At 66.6% G+C, this 14,425-nt stretch carries 15 protein-coding genes; 4 read left to right on the top strand and 11 right to left on the bottom strand.

Features of this window, described 5'->3' with window-relative positions:
- Positions 1-22: 22 nt before the first annotated feature.
- Positions 23-274, bottom strand: coding sequence for a DUF397 domain-containing protein (locus FHU38_RS01610; RefSeq protein ID WP_167165810.1), 252 nt, complete (start codon positions 272-274; stop codon positions 23-25).
- Positions 275-514: 240 nt separating this feature from the next.
- Here FHU38_RS01610 and FHU38_RS01605 point away from each other — a divergent pair, with 240 nt between their 5' ends.
- The gene (locus FHU38_RS01605; RefSeq protein WP_167165808.1) at positions 515-709 is read left to right on the top strand and encodes a hypothetical protein; all 195 of its coding nucleotides are present in this window, start codon (positions 515-517) and stop codon (positions 707-709) included.
- Here FHU38_RS01605 and FHU38_RS01600 read toward each other — a convergent pair.
- Entirely contained in the window at positions 706-1,575 is an 870-nt protein-coding gene (locus FHU38_RS01600; protein WP_167165805.1) for a helix-turn-helix domain-containing protein, read from the bottom strand. The two genes, FHU38_RS01605 and FHU38_RS01600, sit on opposite strands and share 4 nt — an antisense overlap.
- A 108-nt stretch (positions 1,576-1,683) precedes the next feature.
- Between FHU38_RS01600 and gndA the strand changes: the two genes are divergently transcribed.
- Entirely contained in the window at positions 1,684-3,132 is a 1,449-nt protein-coding gene (gene gndA, locus FHU38_RS01595) for an NADP-dependent phosphogluconate dehydrogenase (protein WP_167165803.1), read from the top strand.
- A 4-nt stretch (positions 3,133-3,136) separates the two neighbouring features.
- On the opposite strand, the gene FHU38_RS01590 is transcribed toward gndA, so the two are convergent.
- Together FHU38_RS01590 and FHU38_RS01585 are read right to left on the bottom strand one after the other, a co-directional pair.
- Positions 3,137-4,315, bottom strand: coding sequence for a 4-hydroxybenzoate 3-monooxygenase (locus FHU38_RS01590; protein WP_167165801.1), 1,179 nt, complete (start codon positions 4,313-4,315; stop codon positions 3,137-3,139).
- A gap of 89 nt (positions 4,316-4,404) precedes the next feature.
- The gene (locus FHU38_RS01585; RefSeq protein WP_167165799.1) at positions 4,405-5,202 is read right to left on the bottom strand and encodes an IclR family transcriptional regulator; all 798 of its coding nucleotides are present in this window, start codon (positions 5,200-5,202) and stop codon (positions 4,405-4,407) included.
- 103 nt (positions 5,203-5,305) lie between these two features.
- Here FHU38_RS01585 and FHU38_RS01580 point away from each other — a divergent pair, with 103 nt between their 5' ends.
- Together FHU38_RS01580 and FHU38_RS01575 are read left to right on the top strand one after the other, a co-directional pair.
- Positions 5,306-6,670, top strand: a complete 1,365-nt coding sequence (locus FHU38_RS01580; RefSeq protein WP_167175324.1) for a TrkH family potassium uptake protein — start codon at positions 5,306-5,308, stop codon at positions 6,668-6,670.
- Between the two features lie 25 nt (positions 6,671-6,695).
- Positions 6,696-7,328 (top strand): potassium channel family protein, encoded by a 633-nt coding sequence (locus tag FHU38_RS01575; RefSeq protein ID WP_313886636.1) that lies wholly within the window; start codon positions 6,696-6,698, stop codon positions 7,326-7,328.
- Positions 7,329-7,394: 66 nt separating this feature from the next.
- Here FHU38_RS01575 and FHU38_RS01570 read toward each other — a convergent pair whose 3' ends face one another.
- The 7 genes from FHU38_RS01570 to FHU38_RS01540 form a co-directional block, all read right to left on the bottom strand.
- Entirely contained in the window at positions 7,395-8,516 is a 1,122-nt protein-coding gene (locus tag FHU38_RS01570) for a 5-methyltetrahydropteroyltriglutamate--homocysteine S-methyltransferase (protein ID WP_167165795.1), read from the bottom strand.
- Between the two features lie 179 nt (positions 8,517-8,695).
- Positions 8,696-9,949, bottom strand: a complete 1,254-nt coding sequence (locus tag FHU38_RS01565; RefSeq protein WP_167165793.1) for an ABC transporter substrate-binding protein — start codon at positions 9,947-9,949, stop codon at positions 8,696-8,698.
- Complete coding sequence (locus FHU38_RS01560) at positions 9,946-11,118, bottom strand: branched-chain amino acid ABC transporter permease (protein ID WP_167165791.1); 1,173 nt, start codon at positions 11,116-11,118, stop codon at positions 9,946-9,948. Before FHU38_RS01560 ends, FHU38_RS01565 begins: the two co-directional genes overlap by 4 nt.
- The gene (locus tag FHU38_RS01555) at positions 11,111-11,989 is read right to left on the bottom strand and encodes a branched-chain amino acid ABC transporter permease (RefSeq protein ID WP_167165789.1); all 879 of its coding nucleotides are present in this window, start codon (positions 11,987-11,989) and stop codon (positions 11,111-11,113) included. The genes FHU38_RS01560 and FHU38_RS01555 overlap by 8 nt, the downstream gene beginning before the upstream one ends.
- Positions 11,990-12,790, bottom strand: coding sequence for an ABC transporter ATP-binding protein (locus FHU38_RS01550; RefSeq protein ID WP_167165787.1), 801 nt, complete (start codon positions 12,788-12,790; stop codon positions 11,990-11,992).
- Complete coding sequence (locus tag FHU38_RS01545; protein WP_167165785.1) at positions 12,787-13,599, bottom strand: ABC transporter ATP-binding protein; 813 nt, start codon at positions 13,597-13,599, stop codon at positions 12,787-12,789. Before FHU38_RS01545 ends, FHU38_RS01550 begins: the two co-directional genes overlap by 4 nt.
- A 160-nt stretch (positions 13,600-13,759) precedes the next feature.
- Positions 13,760-14,380 (bottom strand): response regulator, encoded by a 621-nt coding sequence (locus FHU38_RS01540; RefSeq protein WP_167165783.1) that lies wholly within the window; start codon positions 14,378-14,380, stop codon positions 13,760-13,762.
- Positions 14,381-14,425: the final 45 nt, after the last annotated feature.

The following is a 14,425-nucleotide window of genomic DNA, read 5'->3' as shown; positions in this document are numbered from 1 at the left end:
CGGGCCGACGGCGGGACGGCGGCTAGCCGGGCAGGTCGAACTGCCCGGCCTTGACCGCGACGAGGAACGCCTGCCACTCGGCCGCGTCGAAGACCAGCACGGGACTGTCCGGCAGCTTCGTGTCCCGCACACCCACTCTGCCCCGGCTCAGATTCACCTCGACGCAGTTGCCGCCGTTGGGTTCGCTGGCGAACGACTTCTGCCAGGCCGTCGCGTCGAACATGTCCGCGGCGGCTGCCGGATCATAATCCCCTCGCGGGGGATAATCGGCCATGGCAATACCTCCGTGCCCCGGTTTCGGGACGCGCGAACCAGTGTGTCAGTAGTCACACATTTCCCGCGCCCGAGCGCCGATCCGACAAAGGAATGCCGCCATCCGTGGGACATGCGACTCGTCGGCTCGACAGCGTGATTATTCTCAGACTAAGATTATTACTATCGGTATGGTGATCTTGAATGGTAGCGGGGGTCGATCCGTGAGAGATCGGCAACAGCGCCGGGGGTTGGAGTGACGATGGCCGTACGACTCGACGTGGAGCGGGCGCTGACCGAGCCGTCCGGTCGCACAGCGGAGATCGAACCAGCCAACCGTGGTCGCCGAACCCGACTCAGTCTGCGCAGGCGGACGAAACCCAGGCAGTCAACCTCACCGTCTCCGGTCGACGACTCCTTCGCGCTGCGCTACCTCTACCAGCACAGCCTCGCCTAGCCCGCGGGCTCGGAATTGAGCACGTCGCGGTACTCCTCAGCCAGTTGCTTGAAGAACTGCCTCGTCTCCTGGCGTTCCAACGCCGCACCACGCAGCCGGTCCCACGCATCGACGAAGATCTGGAAGTCCTTGACGTCGTCGAGGTAGAGCCCGCCCGCCGAGTGCTCGATGTAGACGAAATCCCGGGTACGGTCCGGAAACCGCATGATGGTGAAGTCGTTCGGAACGGCGGCGAGCTTCGCGTCGAACGGCAACACGTGCACGTAAACCCGCTGCCGCCGCTCCAGTTCCAGCATGTGCTCGAGTTGATCAAGCATCACCGCGGGCGCATGTCCTCCCGGCGCCCTGCGCAACGCCGCCTCACTGATGATGAACCGGTAGTAGGGCGGCTGCTGCTGGTCGAAAACCGCCTTGCGGTCGAGCCGGTTGCGCACCAACGAGGTGACGTCGGTGGCGCCGAACTCGGTGAACTGCTTGAGCATGAAGTGTTCGGACTGTAATGGGCCGGGAATCCGCTCACCGTGCCATGTCATGATCTCCGACGCTGCGGGCTCCAGATCGGTGAACGTGCGGAACCAGTGCGGAACCACCGAGCGATAACCCGACCAGTGCCCTCGCTGCCCCGCCGCCGCTCTGGCCAGCCCGAGCAGAGTGTCGGCCTCGTCGCCCACGATGCCGAACGCGTCGAGCATCGCCCGCACGTCGCCGAGTTTGACGCCTACCGAGCCGGACTCGATCTTGTTGACCTTACCCTGGGTACACCCGAGGATGTCGGCGACCTGCTGCTGGGTAAGACCAGAGGAGGTACGCGCATGGCGCAGCTCATTGCCGAGCTGCTTGCGGCGGGAGGTGACGGTGGTGGTCATGGCGGAAGTTGACGTTACCGTTTTCGGGCGTCGAGTAGAAATCGCCTCACCGGTTGGCCTTCACGCTTTCGGCGGCCGGTGATCAGCACAGAGCGTAAGGTGCGGGGCATGAGCGAGAAGGCGAGCATCGGAGTCACCGGCCTCGCGGTGATGGGCCGCAATCTGGCGCGGAACTTGGCCCGGCACGGCTACCGCGTCGCGGTGCACAACCGCACCCCGCAACGCACCCGCGACCTCGTCGATCGGTTCGGTTCCGAAGGCGAGTTCGTCCCCGCTTACTCGGCGGAGGCGTTCGTAGCGGCGCTGAGCAGGCCGCGCCAGATCGTGGTGATGGTGAAGGCCGGAGCAGCCACCGACGCGGTGATCGACGAGTTCGCCGAGTTACTGGAACCCGGCGACGTGCTGGTCGACGCGGGCAACGCGCATTTCGCCGACACCAGGCGGCGGGAGGCGGCACTTCGGGAACGCGGCCTGCACTTCGTCGGCACCGGCGTGTCCGGTGGCGAGGAGGGCGCACTGCACGGTCCGAGCATCATGCCCGGCGGTTCGGCGGAGTCATACCGGACACTCGGTCCGCTGCTGGAGGACATCGCCGCGAAAGTGGACGGCACTGCCTGCTGTGCTCACATCGGCCCTGACGGGTCCGGCCACTTCGTCAAGATGGTGCACAACGGCATCGAGTACTCCGACATGCAGCTCATCGCCGAGTCGTTCGACTTGCTGCGTGGTGCGCTCGGCTACGAGCCCGCCCAGATCGCCGAGGTGTTTCGCACCTGGAACACCGGCCGGCTCGACTCCTACCTGATCGAGATCACGGCGGAGGTGCTCGCACACACCGATGCCGAGACCGGCAGACCGTTCGTCGACGTGGTTGCCGATCAGGCCGAACAGAAGGGCACGGGCCGCTGGACGGTGCAGACCGGGCTGGACCTCGGCATCCCGATCAGCGGCATCGCCGAGGCCACCTTCGCGCGGTCGCTTTCCGGACACGCCGTCCTGCGGGCCGCGGCTCGCGATCTCGCCGGGCCGCCGCGCACACCACTGTCGGGCTCGTCGGCGCAGCGCTTCGCCGACGACGTCGAGCAGGCGCTCTACGCCTCCAAGGTGGTGGCCTACGCCCAGGGTTTCGGCCAGATCCGGGCCGCGAGCGAGGAGTACGGCTGGAACATCGACCTCGGTTCCGTGGCCGCGATCTGGCGAGGCGGCTGCATCATCCGTGCGAAGTTCCTCGACGACATCCGAGCCGCCTTCGCCGCCGACCCCGCCCAACCCACCCTGCTGACCAGCGGTGAGTTCCGCAAGGCGCTGGAAGAAGCGCAGGATGCGTGGCGATCGGTGGTCTCCACGGCCGTGCGGCTCGGCATCCCCACCCCAGGCCTTTCCACGGCACTGGCCTACTACGACGGCGTGCGAGCGCCCCGGCTGCCTGCCGCGCTGGTGCAGGCGCAGCGTGACTACTTCGGTGCGCACACCTACCGGCGGGTGGACAAGGAAGGCACGTTCCACACCGAGTGGGCCGAGCCCTCGCGGCCCGAGCGCCGCGTTGACCAACCGTAGCTGCTCACCTGAAGGGCAGGCCCACGTAGTTCTCGGCGAGACTGCCCGCCGCGGCCTTGGACCTCACGGTGTAGCGCAACTGGGAGAGCTGCAGTCGCTGCTGGAAGGCATCGGCGCCCGGATCGGCGTGCAGCATCTGCGTCATGTACCAGGAGAAGTGCTCGGCTCGCCACACCCGGTCGAGGCAGCGGTCGGAGTAGGCCGCCGCTGGCTCAGGGTCGCCGACCTGCAGCAGCGCCTTCAGGGCCCAGGCGAGGTTGCGCACGTCCGCGATCGCGAGGTTCATCCCCTTGGCGCCGGTGGGTGGCACGATGTGGGCCGCGTCGCCCGCGAGGAAGAGCCTGCCGTACTGCATGGGCTCCACCACGAAGCTGCGCATCGGCGTGATGTTCTTCTCCAGGATGGGCCCCTCCCGCACGGTGAAGCCGTCCTTGGTCTCCAGCCGCTGCTGCAACTCCGACCAGATGCGCTCGTCCGGCCAGTTGTCGAGCGACTCCCCTGGCGGGACCTGCAGATAGAGCCGGGTGAGCTCGGGCGAGCGCATGCTGTGCAGCGCGAAGCCGCGCTCGTGCCTTGCGTAGATCAGTTCCTCGTGTGAGGGCGGGGTCTTGGCGAGCACTCCGAGCCAGGCGAACGGGTATTCGTGGTCGTAGACCTTCAGCTGCCCCTCCGGAATGGAGGGCCTGCTGACCCCGTGGAAGCCGTCGCAACCGGCGACGGCAGCGCAGATCAGTTCGCAAGCGTTGCCGTCGGCGTCGGTGTAGGTCACGCGCGGCCGTTCGGTTTCGAGGTCGTGCAGTACCACATCGGACACCTCGAACTCGATCCGCAGCCCCTTGTCCACGTGCGCGGTGATGAGATCCTTCACGATCTCCTGCTGGCCGTAGACGGTGATGCACTTGCCGGTCAGCTCGGTCAGCGGGATGCGGTGGTCCTCACCTTCGAACCGGAACGACAGCCCGTGATGCGGCATGCCCTCGGCGTCCATCCGCGCGCCGACGCCGATGTTGCGCAGCAGGTCGACAGTCGGCTGCTCGCACACGCCCGCGCGCACCCGCTTCTCGACGTATTCGCGGCTGCGGGCCTCGAGTACCACCGCGTCGATGCCTTGCAGGTGCAGCAGGTACGACAGCAGCAGGCCCGCCGGGCCCGCCCCGATGATGCCAACCTGGGTGTCCGTCACCGGTTCCTCCGTCTCACACGTCAATCAGTGCGAACAGGGTGCGTCCGCGGCCCCATCCCCGGCCACCGCGACTCCCACTCAGTGGAAGGCTAGTCGGTCTCGCGATGCATTCCCTCGGCAACACGGAGCGCACGTGGGGCTCCGAGCACCCGGGAGATGCCCCGTGCGGCGGCACGCACGGCGGGAACCAGCGTGCGCGGGTCGGTACCTTCCACCGGCACCACGATCGAGATCGCGGCCACCACCATGTCGTTCTCGCCGTAGACGGGGGCGGCCACCGAGATCGCGTCCAGCTCGATCTGACCCTCGCTGACGGCGAACCCCTCCCGCCGCACGTCAGCGAGCACATGGCGAAGCTGAGCGGGGGAAACGATGGTGCGAGGCGAGTACCGCTTCAACGGCCCCGAGAGCACGCGCTCCTGCACCTCCGGCGGCGCGTGGGCCAGCAGCACCAGGCCGACACCCGTCGCGTGCACCGGAAGCCTGCCACCGACCCTGGACTGAATCCTGATGGCGTGCCTGCCGGAGATGCGCTCGACGTAGACCACCTCGACGCCGTCGAGCACCGCCAGTTGCACGTTCTGGTGGGTGGCCTCGTACAGGTCCTCGAGAAACGGTAGGGCACTCTCCCGCAGTTCGGCGCCGTGCGGCGCGAGCGACGCCACCTCCCACAGCCACAACCCGATCCGGTAACCGCCAGCGGCATCCCGTTCCAGTGCGCCCCGCTCGGTGAGTTCGCGGACCAGCCGGTGGACGGTGGACAGCGGAAGCTCCGCACGTCTGCTCAGCTCCGACAGGGTGAGCACCGGGCGCTGCGGGCTGAACGCGCCGAGCAGGCCGAGCACACGACCGACCACGCTCGGTGACTCCTGCGCAGTGTGCCGCACCTAACTCACCCGACTTTCCCGGAACAGGTATGCGCTACCTCTCCACTTTGACTAGTTTGACGCATGCCAGGCCCTTGACCGCGAACGGAGTACGGATTTGACGCTGGCGTCGGGCCTCACCGTCTTGCGTGGCTTGTTGCCGACATGGCGCCAACCGGCTCAGATCGTGGTCACCGCCTTCGCACTGGTGATCGCCGCGGGAACCGTCCTGCTGATGCTGCCGGTCGCGACCGAGTCGGGCGAGTCAAGCGGTTTCGTGACGGCGCTTTTCACCGCGACGTCAGCGGTCTGCGTCACCGGTCTCGTCGTCGTCGACACCTCTTCCTACTGGTCGACGTTCGGGGAGCTGGCGATCCTGGGAATGATCCAGGTGGGTGGCCTCGGAATCATGACCCTTGCGACCCTGCTTGGCATTCTGGTGGTGAGGCGGTTCGGGCTGAGGCTGCAACTTACGGTCCAAGCCGAGACGAAGACCCTCCGGCTCGGCGATGTACGTCGCGTGGTCGCAGGCGTTGTGCTGATCAGCCTCGTTTTCGAGGTCGTCATCTTCCTGGTGCTGTTCCTACGGCTGTGGCTGGGACTGGGTCAGCACTGGGGAGAAGCGCTCTACCAGGGTGCCTTTCACTCCATCTCGGCGTTCAACAACGCCGGGTTCTCGCTGTACTCCGACAGCCTCATGCGCTACGCAACCGATGCCGCGATCTGCCTGCCGATCGCCTTCGCGGTATTGGCGGGCGGTCTCGGCTTTCCCGTCTGGATCGAGCTGTGGCGCCACCGGCTGCGCGGCGCGCGACGGTGGTCGCTGCACGTCAAGATCACCTTGCTGGCAACCTCTGCACTGCTTGCCGTCGGCAGTGTCCTCATCACGGCCGCGGAATGGAACAACCCCGCGACGCTCGGGCAGTTCGGCGTGGGCGGCAAGCTGCTGGCCGGCTTCTTCCACGGCGTCATGCCGCGCACCGCCGGTTTCAACAGCCTCGATGTGAGCCAGTTCGAGCCGGGCACGCTGCTGATCAACAACGTGCTCATGTTCATCGGTGGAGGCAGCGCGGGCACGGCAGGCGGCATCAAGGTGACGACCTTCGCACTGCTGGCCTTCGTCATACTCGCCGAGATCCGAGGCAGGCCGAGCGTCCATGTGATGGGACGTAGGCTTGAATCGACGGTGCAGCGACAGGCGCTTACCGTCGCATTGCTGAGCGTGGGTGCGGTGGTCAGCGGGACACTGCTGTTGCTCGCACTCACCCCGTTCAGCCTTGACCGGGTGCTGTTCGAAACGGTCTCCGCATTCGGAACGGTGGGCCTTTCGACGGGCATCACCGGACAGCTTCCTCCCTCGGCCGAGTTGGTCGTCACCGGAATGATGTTCCTTGGCAGGCTAGGACCAATAACGCTGGCCTCCGCGCTGGCGCTGCGCGAGCGCACCCGGCGCTACGAGCTACCTGAAGAGAGGCCGATCGTTGGCTAGTAGGAAACACACACACCGGGTTGTCGTGATCGGACTTGGACGTTTCGGCGGCTCTTTGGCCGTCCAGCTGGCCCGTGCCGGCTGCGACGTGCTCGGCATCGATCACAACCCCCGGCGCGTGCAGCGCTACGCCGACGACCTCACCCATGCGGTAGTCGCCGACACCACCGATGTCGAGGCACTGCACCAGCTCGGCGTGCCGGAGTTCCGCCGCGCCGTGGTCGGCATCGGCAGCGACATCGAGGCGAGCATTCTCACCACCTCACTGCTGTCGGAGGCAGGCATCGAACGCATCTGGGCCAAGGCGGTGAACCGGCAGCACGGGCGCATACTGGAGCGCGTTGGGGCTCACAAGGTGGTGCTTCCCGAACACGACATGGGAGAGCGCGTGGCCCACCTTGTCACCGGCAGGATGCTCGACTACATCGAATTCGAGGACGACTACGCGATCGTCAAGACAACGGCTCCTGGCGAAGCGGTAGGCCTGCCGCTCGGCGAGACCCGGCTGCGTACCAAGTTCGGGGTGACAGTCGTGAGCATCAAGCGCCCTGGTCAGGGCTTCACCTACGCGACGCCCGAGACGGTCGTGCAGCGCGACGACATCCTCATCGTCGCGGGCCGAAGGGAACAGGTGGAGGAGTTCGCGGACCGAACATGAGCGAGCCGGCCGCCCGGGGGCGAGCCCAACGGACGACCGGCTCCTTGGCTGGGTTGGTGGCGCGGGTCAGCCCCACACCTTGGCAGCGGTCTCCACGATGCGTTCCAGCTTGCGGATCTCCTGCTCCTCGGTGAGATCGTTGCCCTCCTCGGTGGAGGAGAACCCACACTGCGGCGAAAGGCAGAGCTGGTCGAGGTCGACATACTTGGCGGCCTGCTCGATACGGCGTTCGAGCGACTCCATCGACTCCAACTCGCCGCGCTTGGTGGTCACGAGCCCGAGCACAACGTACTTGCCCTTCGGCACGAACCGAAGCGGTTCGAAGCCGCCGGATCGCTCGTCGTCGAACTCGAGGAAGTAACCGTCCACATTGAGCTCGTTGAACAGTGCCTCCGCCACGAAGTCGTAGCTGCCCTCCGCGGCCCAGGAGGAGCGGAAGTTGCCACGGCACAGGTGAGTGGTAATCGCCATGTTCGCGGGCTTGTGCGCGATCGCGGCGTTCATCACCTCGATGTTGCGCAGGTGCAGGGTCTGCGGGTCGAAGCCCATCCTCGAAACCAGTTCACGCTGGTTCGGGTCGTTGAGGTAGGCCAGGCTGGTGTCGTCGAGCTGCAGGTAGGTGCAGCCGAGCTCGCCCATCGACTTGATCTGCTTGCCGTAGGCGGCGCTGAGGTCGGAGAAGAAGTCTTCCAGGTTGGGGTAGACGTTCTCGTCGACGGCCGACCGGCCACCCCGGTAGTACACCATGCTGGGCGAAGGGATGGTGAGCTTCGGCGTGACACCGGGGTCCACAACGGACTTCAGAAACTCGAAGTGGTCACCGAAAATCGGCTTTTCCAGCCCGACCTTGCCGTCGACCTGCAACCCGGGCGGGCTGAATTCCAGGTCCCCCGCGGCGTTGTGGAACTTGACGTGCAGCTTCTCGTCGCTCTTGGAGACGCCGTTGAGCTGGTAGATGAAGTCCATGTGCCACGAGGCTCGCCGGAACTCGCCGTCGGTGGCGGACCGCAGTCCGACCTTGCGCTGCAGGTCGACGACGCGCCGGATGGCGTCGTCCTCGACGGCTCGCAACTCCTCCTGGGTAATCTCGCCCTTCGCCGCCCGCTCCCGAGCCTGGTGCAGCTCGGGCGGCCGCAACAGGCTGCCTACGTGGTCCGCGCGAAAAGGTGGGGTCGAACGCTGACTCATTGCCGAATCTTCACACGTCGTCCTGACCAGCTTCAATACGAGTCACCATACCTTCCGCCGGGCGGAAGTCGACTTGCAGTGAGTGAAAGAATTCCAGGGCAGGCAATGGGAAGGGTCACCGCGGCCGCCGGGGGAAACGGTCGCGGTGACCCTGGTTCGAGACGAGTGTGGCTGTGTCGCTACTGCTCGTGCGGCGCCTTGTACGCCTTGGCCTCCTCGGCCTCGAACAGTGGCTTCACGTAGTCCATGCCGCCCTCGACGGAGGCGTCCGGCTTGGCCACGTACACCTGGCGGGTGGCGGGAGCACCCGGCTTGGAGAAGTCCAGCGGCGCCACGAGGTCACCTGTCTGCGCCGAGGTGGTCTCCTGCAGCGCCTTGTGGATGCCCTCCCTGGTCATGTCCTTGTTCTCGCAGGCCTTCTCGAGCACGGCGCCCCACACCTCCGCGACCGCGTAGCCGTAAGGCACGCCCGCGTTGGGTGGCTCGGTGAAACCGGCTTCCTTGTACTTGCTCGCGACCTCCTTCGCCTTGGGAATGTCCGCGGCGACCGGAACACTGCTGGCCACCACGTACAGGTTGTCGAGCGCTCCCGCGGCGGGGCTGTCGTGCAGCAGCGGGTCGAACGTCGGGTTGTTGCCCAGGATCGGCACGTTCAGTCCGAGTGCCTTGGCTGCCGCCGCGGCCGAACCGGTCTGTGTCGGCGTCGTGGTCAGCGCTATCGCCTTGACACCCTGGCCCTTGAACCCGGTGATGATGTTGGTGAGGTCGTTGTCACTGGAGGTGATCTTGACCTCGCGCAGCTTCAGGTTGTGTTCCTTGGCGTAGGCCTTCGAGCCGCGCAGGCCGTTCGCTCCGTACTCACCGTCGATATAGATGTGCCCGATCGTGTCGCCGTCCTTGATCATGCCCTCCTCCTGCAGGTAGGAGAGCCCGTCGATCATCTCGACGTCATAGGTGGTTCCGACGATCATCACGTAGGGGTTGCCGAGCAGTTCCGAAGACCACGACGCGGGCGTTGTGGTCACCTGGTCGGCCTCAAGGTCACCACCGAGCGCGGCCATGATCGGCGACCCGACGACCTGCACGAAGCCGAGCACCTTCGGTTCGATCTGGGGGTAAAGGGTCTTGGCGGTGTCGGCCTTGTAGCCGTGGTCGACGATCTCCAGCTTCACCTTGCGGCCGCAGACACCGCCCGCCGCGTTGAAGTCCTTGACCCACAGCTCGTTGCCGTGCGTGATGCCGGTCGAGAGGTTCTTGAAGGGACCGGTCTGGTCGGTCATCACACCGAGGGTTATCTCGGTGTCGGTGACACCGACCCCGGCCTTCACCCCGCCAGCGCCCTCCGCGCCCTCCTCGGAGCCGCCGCCCTTGGTGCCGCAGGCGGCGAGCACGAGCGCGGAGGCACAGGCAAGTGCCACCATCCGTCGTTTCATTGTGTCGTTTCCTTTCCACGCTGCGTGCCGCTGAGGCGACCCGCGATCCTGCGACCGATGGCCGCCAGTCCCCCGGGCTCGAAGAGCACGACGAGAATGATCGCCGCGCCGTAGACGAACGAACTGATCAAGATGGGCGTGAACGCGCCCTCCCCTGTGCCCGTTGACCAGCCCGCCTGGGTTGAGTAGAGAGCGAGTGCCTGCGGCAGGCCGTTCACGATGAAGGCGCCGACGAGCGCACCCGGAACCGAGCCGAGCCCGCCGATGATGATCATCGCGAGGTACGCGATGGAGACGTTGATCCCGTAGGTGCCGAACTCGCTCTCGTCCGGTTTGAGGATGTCGAACCACAGCACGGTCATCACCCCGGCGAGCCCCGCGTATGCCGAGGAAACCGCGAACACGCCTGCCTTGGTGCGACCGACGCCAACACCCATCACCGCCGCCGATGCCTCGTTGTCACGCACCGCCCGCCATGACCTGCCGATCCTGCCCTTGACCGCGCCTCGTGCCAGCAGGAACGCGATCACCAGCAGCGCGAGGAACAGGTACCAGACCCGCTCCGTCTGCCGGATCGGGACGTTGAGGATCTCCAGGTCACCCTCGTTGGAGAACGGGAAGCCGAACAACTCGAAAGTCGCGGGCGAGCGGCCGGTCGAGGTCCCGCCGGTCAGTTCCTCCGCGGCCTGTCCGAAATAGAGGCCGAGGAACACCAGCGACAGCGAGGCCACACCGAGGTAGATGCCGCGCAGCCGTGCCGCGACGGGGGCGAAGGCCAACCCGAGCACCGCGGTGATCAGGACGGCCCCGACGAGCGAGAGCGCGGGGTCGATACCGAAGCCGATCACCCGTTCCTCGTCCGTCGGAGCGGAAAGCACGGTGTACGAAGTGGCGCCGACCAGCAGGAAGAACGCGTGCCCGAGCGAAAGCTGACCCGCCTGTCCGGTCAACAGCGTCAGCCCGATCGCGCCGACCGCGCCGACCATCACGTACTGCCCTGCTTTCAGCCACTGTGCCTCCAGGTACAGCGGCAAGGCGAGCAACACGATCAGCAGCGCCAACCACATCGCCTTGCGTGCCCACCACCCGATGTCGCGGCGCGAAGCAGGCACCGGGGCACGGGCAGGCTCCTCCACTGTGGAGCGATCGGTCACAGAGGCCTCAGACACGGGTACTCTCCCTCGTCCCGAACAGCCCGGAGGGGCGCGCGACCAGCACGACGAGCATCACGAGGAATACCGCGCTCTTGGCGAAGGCGAACGAGATGTAGTGCGTGGACAGCGCGTCGACAAGGCCAACCGTTATCCCGCCGACGATGGCGCCCGCCGTGGAGTCGAGCCCGCCGATGATGGCGGCAGGGAACGCGGCGAGCGCGATCGAGTGCGTCCCCCGCGACAACCCTGCGCCCGAGAAGTCCTGGGTGGCGATGAACAGCACGGCGACCCCGGCGAGCAGGCCAGCCACCAACCATGCCGTCGCGGTGACCCCGGAGCTACGGATGCCTACCAGCGCGGCGGCCTCCTTGTTCTCCGCCTGCGCTCGCATGGCGATACCCCAGTTGGAATACCGGAAGGCGAGGAAGAAGGCGGTGATGAGCACGGTCGCCACGAGCAGAGCGACCAGGTGCGTGCGAAACAGCGTGATCCCACCGAGTTGGATCGGCTGCGCGTCCCAGGCGTCGCCGACGAACGGCAGCGACACGCCGAGCCTGCGGACGAGCTCCTCGGTGACGATCACGTCCACACCGATGGTCAGCAGCGCGAGGCTGAACGGGTCCGCCAGTTTCGAGCGGGAAAGCAGCAGCCGCTCGATGGCCAGCGCGAGCAGACCCGCGCTGACGATCCCGAGTATCGCCGCTCCCGCCCAGCCGAGCGTCTCGCGGGTGACGACCACCAGGTAGCCACCGAAGAGCACGAGCGAGCCGTGTGCGAAATTGACGACCTCGGTGGCCTTGAAGATCACCACGAAACCCAGTGCGAGCAAGGCGAAGACGGCGCCCTTTCCGAGGCCGTTGACGAAGAGTTGAACGAACGTTTCCACTTATCCGGCCTCCGTGCTCGTGGCGCTGTGGGTGCTTTCGGTGCCCAGGTAGGCCCTGATGACTTCGGGGTCCGCACGCACCGCGGCGGGCTCCCCGTCCGCGATGACTCGGCCGAAGTCCAGCACCGTCACCTGATCCGCGATGCCCATCACAAGTCCCATGTCGTGTTCCACCAGCAGGATCGAGATGCCGAGTTCGTCGCGGATCTGCCGGATCGTGCTGGCCAGCTCCGCGGTCTCGGTCGCGTTCATCCCCGCTGCGGGTTCGTCGAGCAGCAGTAGTGAGGGTTCAACCGCGAGCGCCCTCGCGATGTCCACCCGCTTCACCCCGCCGTAGGGCAGCACCCCGACCGGGGTATGCAGCACGTCACCGATGCCGAGGAAGTCACAGATTTCCGCGGCCCTTGCCGCGTGCCTGTGCTCCTGCTTGCGAATCCACGGTGGACGCAGCCCGCAGGAGAGGAAGCCGCCCCTGGTCAGCGCGTACCTGCCGAGCATCACGTTGTCCAGCACGGTGGAGTGCGGCGAAAGCGCGGTGTTCTGGAACGCCCTGCCGATACCCAGCCGTGCCATGTGCGAGGGGCGCTCACGAGTCAGTTCGTGTTCGCCGAACTTCACCGTGCCGTCGCTGGCGCGGTACAACCCGCTGATCACGTTGAAGCAACTGGACTTTCCAGCGCCGTTGGGCCCGATCAGCGCGTGCAGCGAGCCGGGTCGCACCGTGAAGGAAACCTCGTCCAGCGCGCACAGCCCACCGAAGCGAAGCGTCAACCGTTCCACGTTCAGTTCGCGCGGGTTCATCCGGCCCACCTCGACAATCCGCGTCGCCGGGCACGCAGGGCACGAGCCTGCTCCGCCTCCCGCTCGGCCTCCGCTTCGGACTCGGCATGCCCGCCGAGGTAGAGCCGCTGCACGTCCTCGCTGGCCGAAAGCTCCGCGGCCGAGCCGGAAAGCGCGACCTTGCCCACCTCGAGCACGACGGCGGAGTCGGCCACAGCCAGCGCCATCACCGCGTTCTGCTCGACCAGCACGACGGCGGTGCCCTGCGCGTGGATCTCCTTGATGGTCTCGCCGATCCGCTCGACGACCTTGGGCGCCAGGCCGAGTGACGGCTCGTCCAGTAGCAGCAGGCTGGGGCCGGTCATCAGCGCCCTGCCGATAGCGAGCATCTGCTGCTCACCACCGGAGAGCAGGCCCGCCCGCTGCCCCGCGCGTTCTGCGAGCACCGGGAACAGGTCAAGCACTCGCTTCCTCGCCTCGGCACGGTCGGTCGCTGAACCGGCTCCGATCCCACCCGCACGCAGGTTCTCCTCGACGGTCATCCTGGCGAAGACCTGCCTGCCCTCAGGGACACCGACAACGCCGAGTCGCACGATCGCCGCAGGATCGAGCCGGTCGATCCTGCGGTCGCCGTAGTGGATCTGCCCACCGGACACGGTGCCCCTGTGCATCCGAAGGGTTCCGGAGATGGCGCGCAGCAGGGTCGACTTGCCCGCTCCGTTGCTGCCGAGCACCGCGACCACGCCGTCGTCGGGCACCTGGAGGTCGATGCCGTGGAGGGCGGCCACCGAACGCCCATAACGCACCCGGAGGTCACGGACCGTCAACATCTCGCTGCCCAAATTCGCGCCACAGTGCGCACAAGGCCTCCTCCGAATTCGTGACTGGCGTCACTGCCAGTGGCGGCTAATCCTGAGCGGGAGGAGGAGGCCCGCATACCCCCACTTGGAGAGGCAGCGAAGAAAAACCGCCCAATCGGTCACTAATTCGTCACAACAGCCCGGCCTCGCTCGCCTTGCCGATGGCCTCGACCCTGTTACGCGCGCCCAGCTTGTGCAACGCGGACTGCAGGTAGGTCTTCACGGTGTTACGCGTCAGCCCGGTCGCCTCCGCGATCTCGGGATTCGTCTTGCCCTGCGCGGCCAGCCGCAGCACCTCGTACTCGCGCCTGGTGAGCCCGCTACGCGCGAGCGCGTCGGAGCGCTGTCCCTTATCGGGAAAGATGCGAGGGTCGACAACCCGCTCGCCGCGCAGCACCCGCCGCAACGCGGCCGCGAGGTCGGTGCCCGCGACGTCCTTGAGCAGCCCGCCTGCCGCGCCCGCCTCGATAGCGGCGACCACGCCCTGGTGGTCGCCGTGCGCGGTGAACACCACGACCTTCGCACCCGGATGTGCCCTGCGCAGGCCCGCGATCACCTCCGGAGCCAGCATGTCCGGCAGCCGCAGATCGAGTAGGACGACGTCCGGCCGCAGCTCACTCGCGCGATTGATACCGGCCTGTCCCGACTCGGCGGAACCGATCACGGTCAACGAGGGGTCGGACCGCAGCAGCAGCGCCACCCCGTCACGGACGACCGGATGGTCGTCCACGACCAGCACGGTCGCGGTCATGCTGCACGAGAATCCGCGAGCGAGCCCCTCGCGCATGATGGGCTT

The organism is Saccharomonospora amisosensis (assembly GCF_011761185.1).
Taxonomy (GTDB): Bacteria; Actinomycetota; Actinomycetes; order Mycobacteriales; family Pseudonocardiaceae; genus Saccharomonospora_A; species Saccharomonospora_A amisosensis.
The sequence above is the reverse complement of the archived record's forward strand: the minus strand, read 5'-3'. Positions and strand labels throughout refer to the sequence as shown.

Bases quoted from the DNA above. Each gene is read 5' to 3' on its own strand.
- FHU38_RS01565 (WP_167165793.1), bottom strand. From the start codon at position 9,949: ATGAAACGACGGATGGTGGCACTTGCCTGTGCCTCCGCGCTCGTGCTC.
- FHU38_RS01550 (WP_167165787.1), bottom strand. From the start codon at position 12,790: ATGAACCCGCGCGAACTGAACGTGGAACGGTTGACGCTTCGCTTCGGT.
- FHU38_RS01610 (WP_167165810.1), bottom strand. From the start codon at position 274: ATGGCCGATTATCCCCCGCGAGGGGATTATGATCCGGCAGCCGCCGCG.
- FHU38_RS01540 (WP_167165783.1), bottom strand. From the start codon at position 14,380: ATGACCGCGACCGTGCTGGTCGTGGACGACCATCCGGTCGTCCGTGAC.
- FHU38_RS01545 (WP_167165785.1), bottom strand. From the start codon at position 13,599: ATGTTGACGGTCCGTGACCTCCGGGTGCGTTATGGGCGTTCGGTGGCC.
- FHU38_RS01570 (WP_167165795.1), bottom strand. From the start codon at position 8,516: ATGAGTCAGCGTTCGACCCCACCTTTTCGCGCGGACCACGTAGGCAGC.
- FHU38_RS01600 (WP_167165805.1), bottom strand. From the start codon at position 1,575: ATGACCACCACCGTCACCTCCCGCCGCAAGCAGCTCGGCAATGAGCTG.
- gndA (WP_167165803.1), top strand. From the start codon at position 1,684: ATGAGCGAGAAGGCGAGCATCGGAGTCACCGGCCTCGCGGTGATGGGC.
- FHU38_RS01605 (WP_167165808.1), top strand. From the start codon at position 515: ATGGCCGTACGACTCGACGTGGAGCGGGCGCTGACCGAGCCGTCCGGT.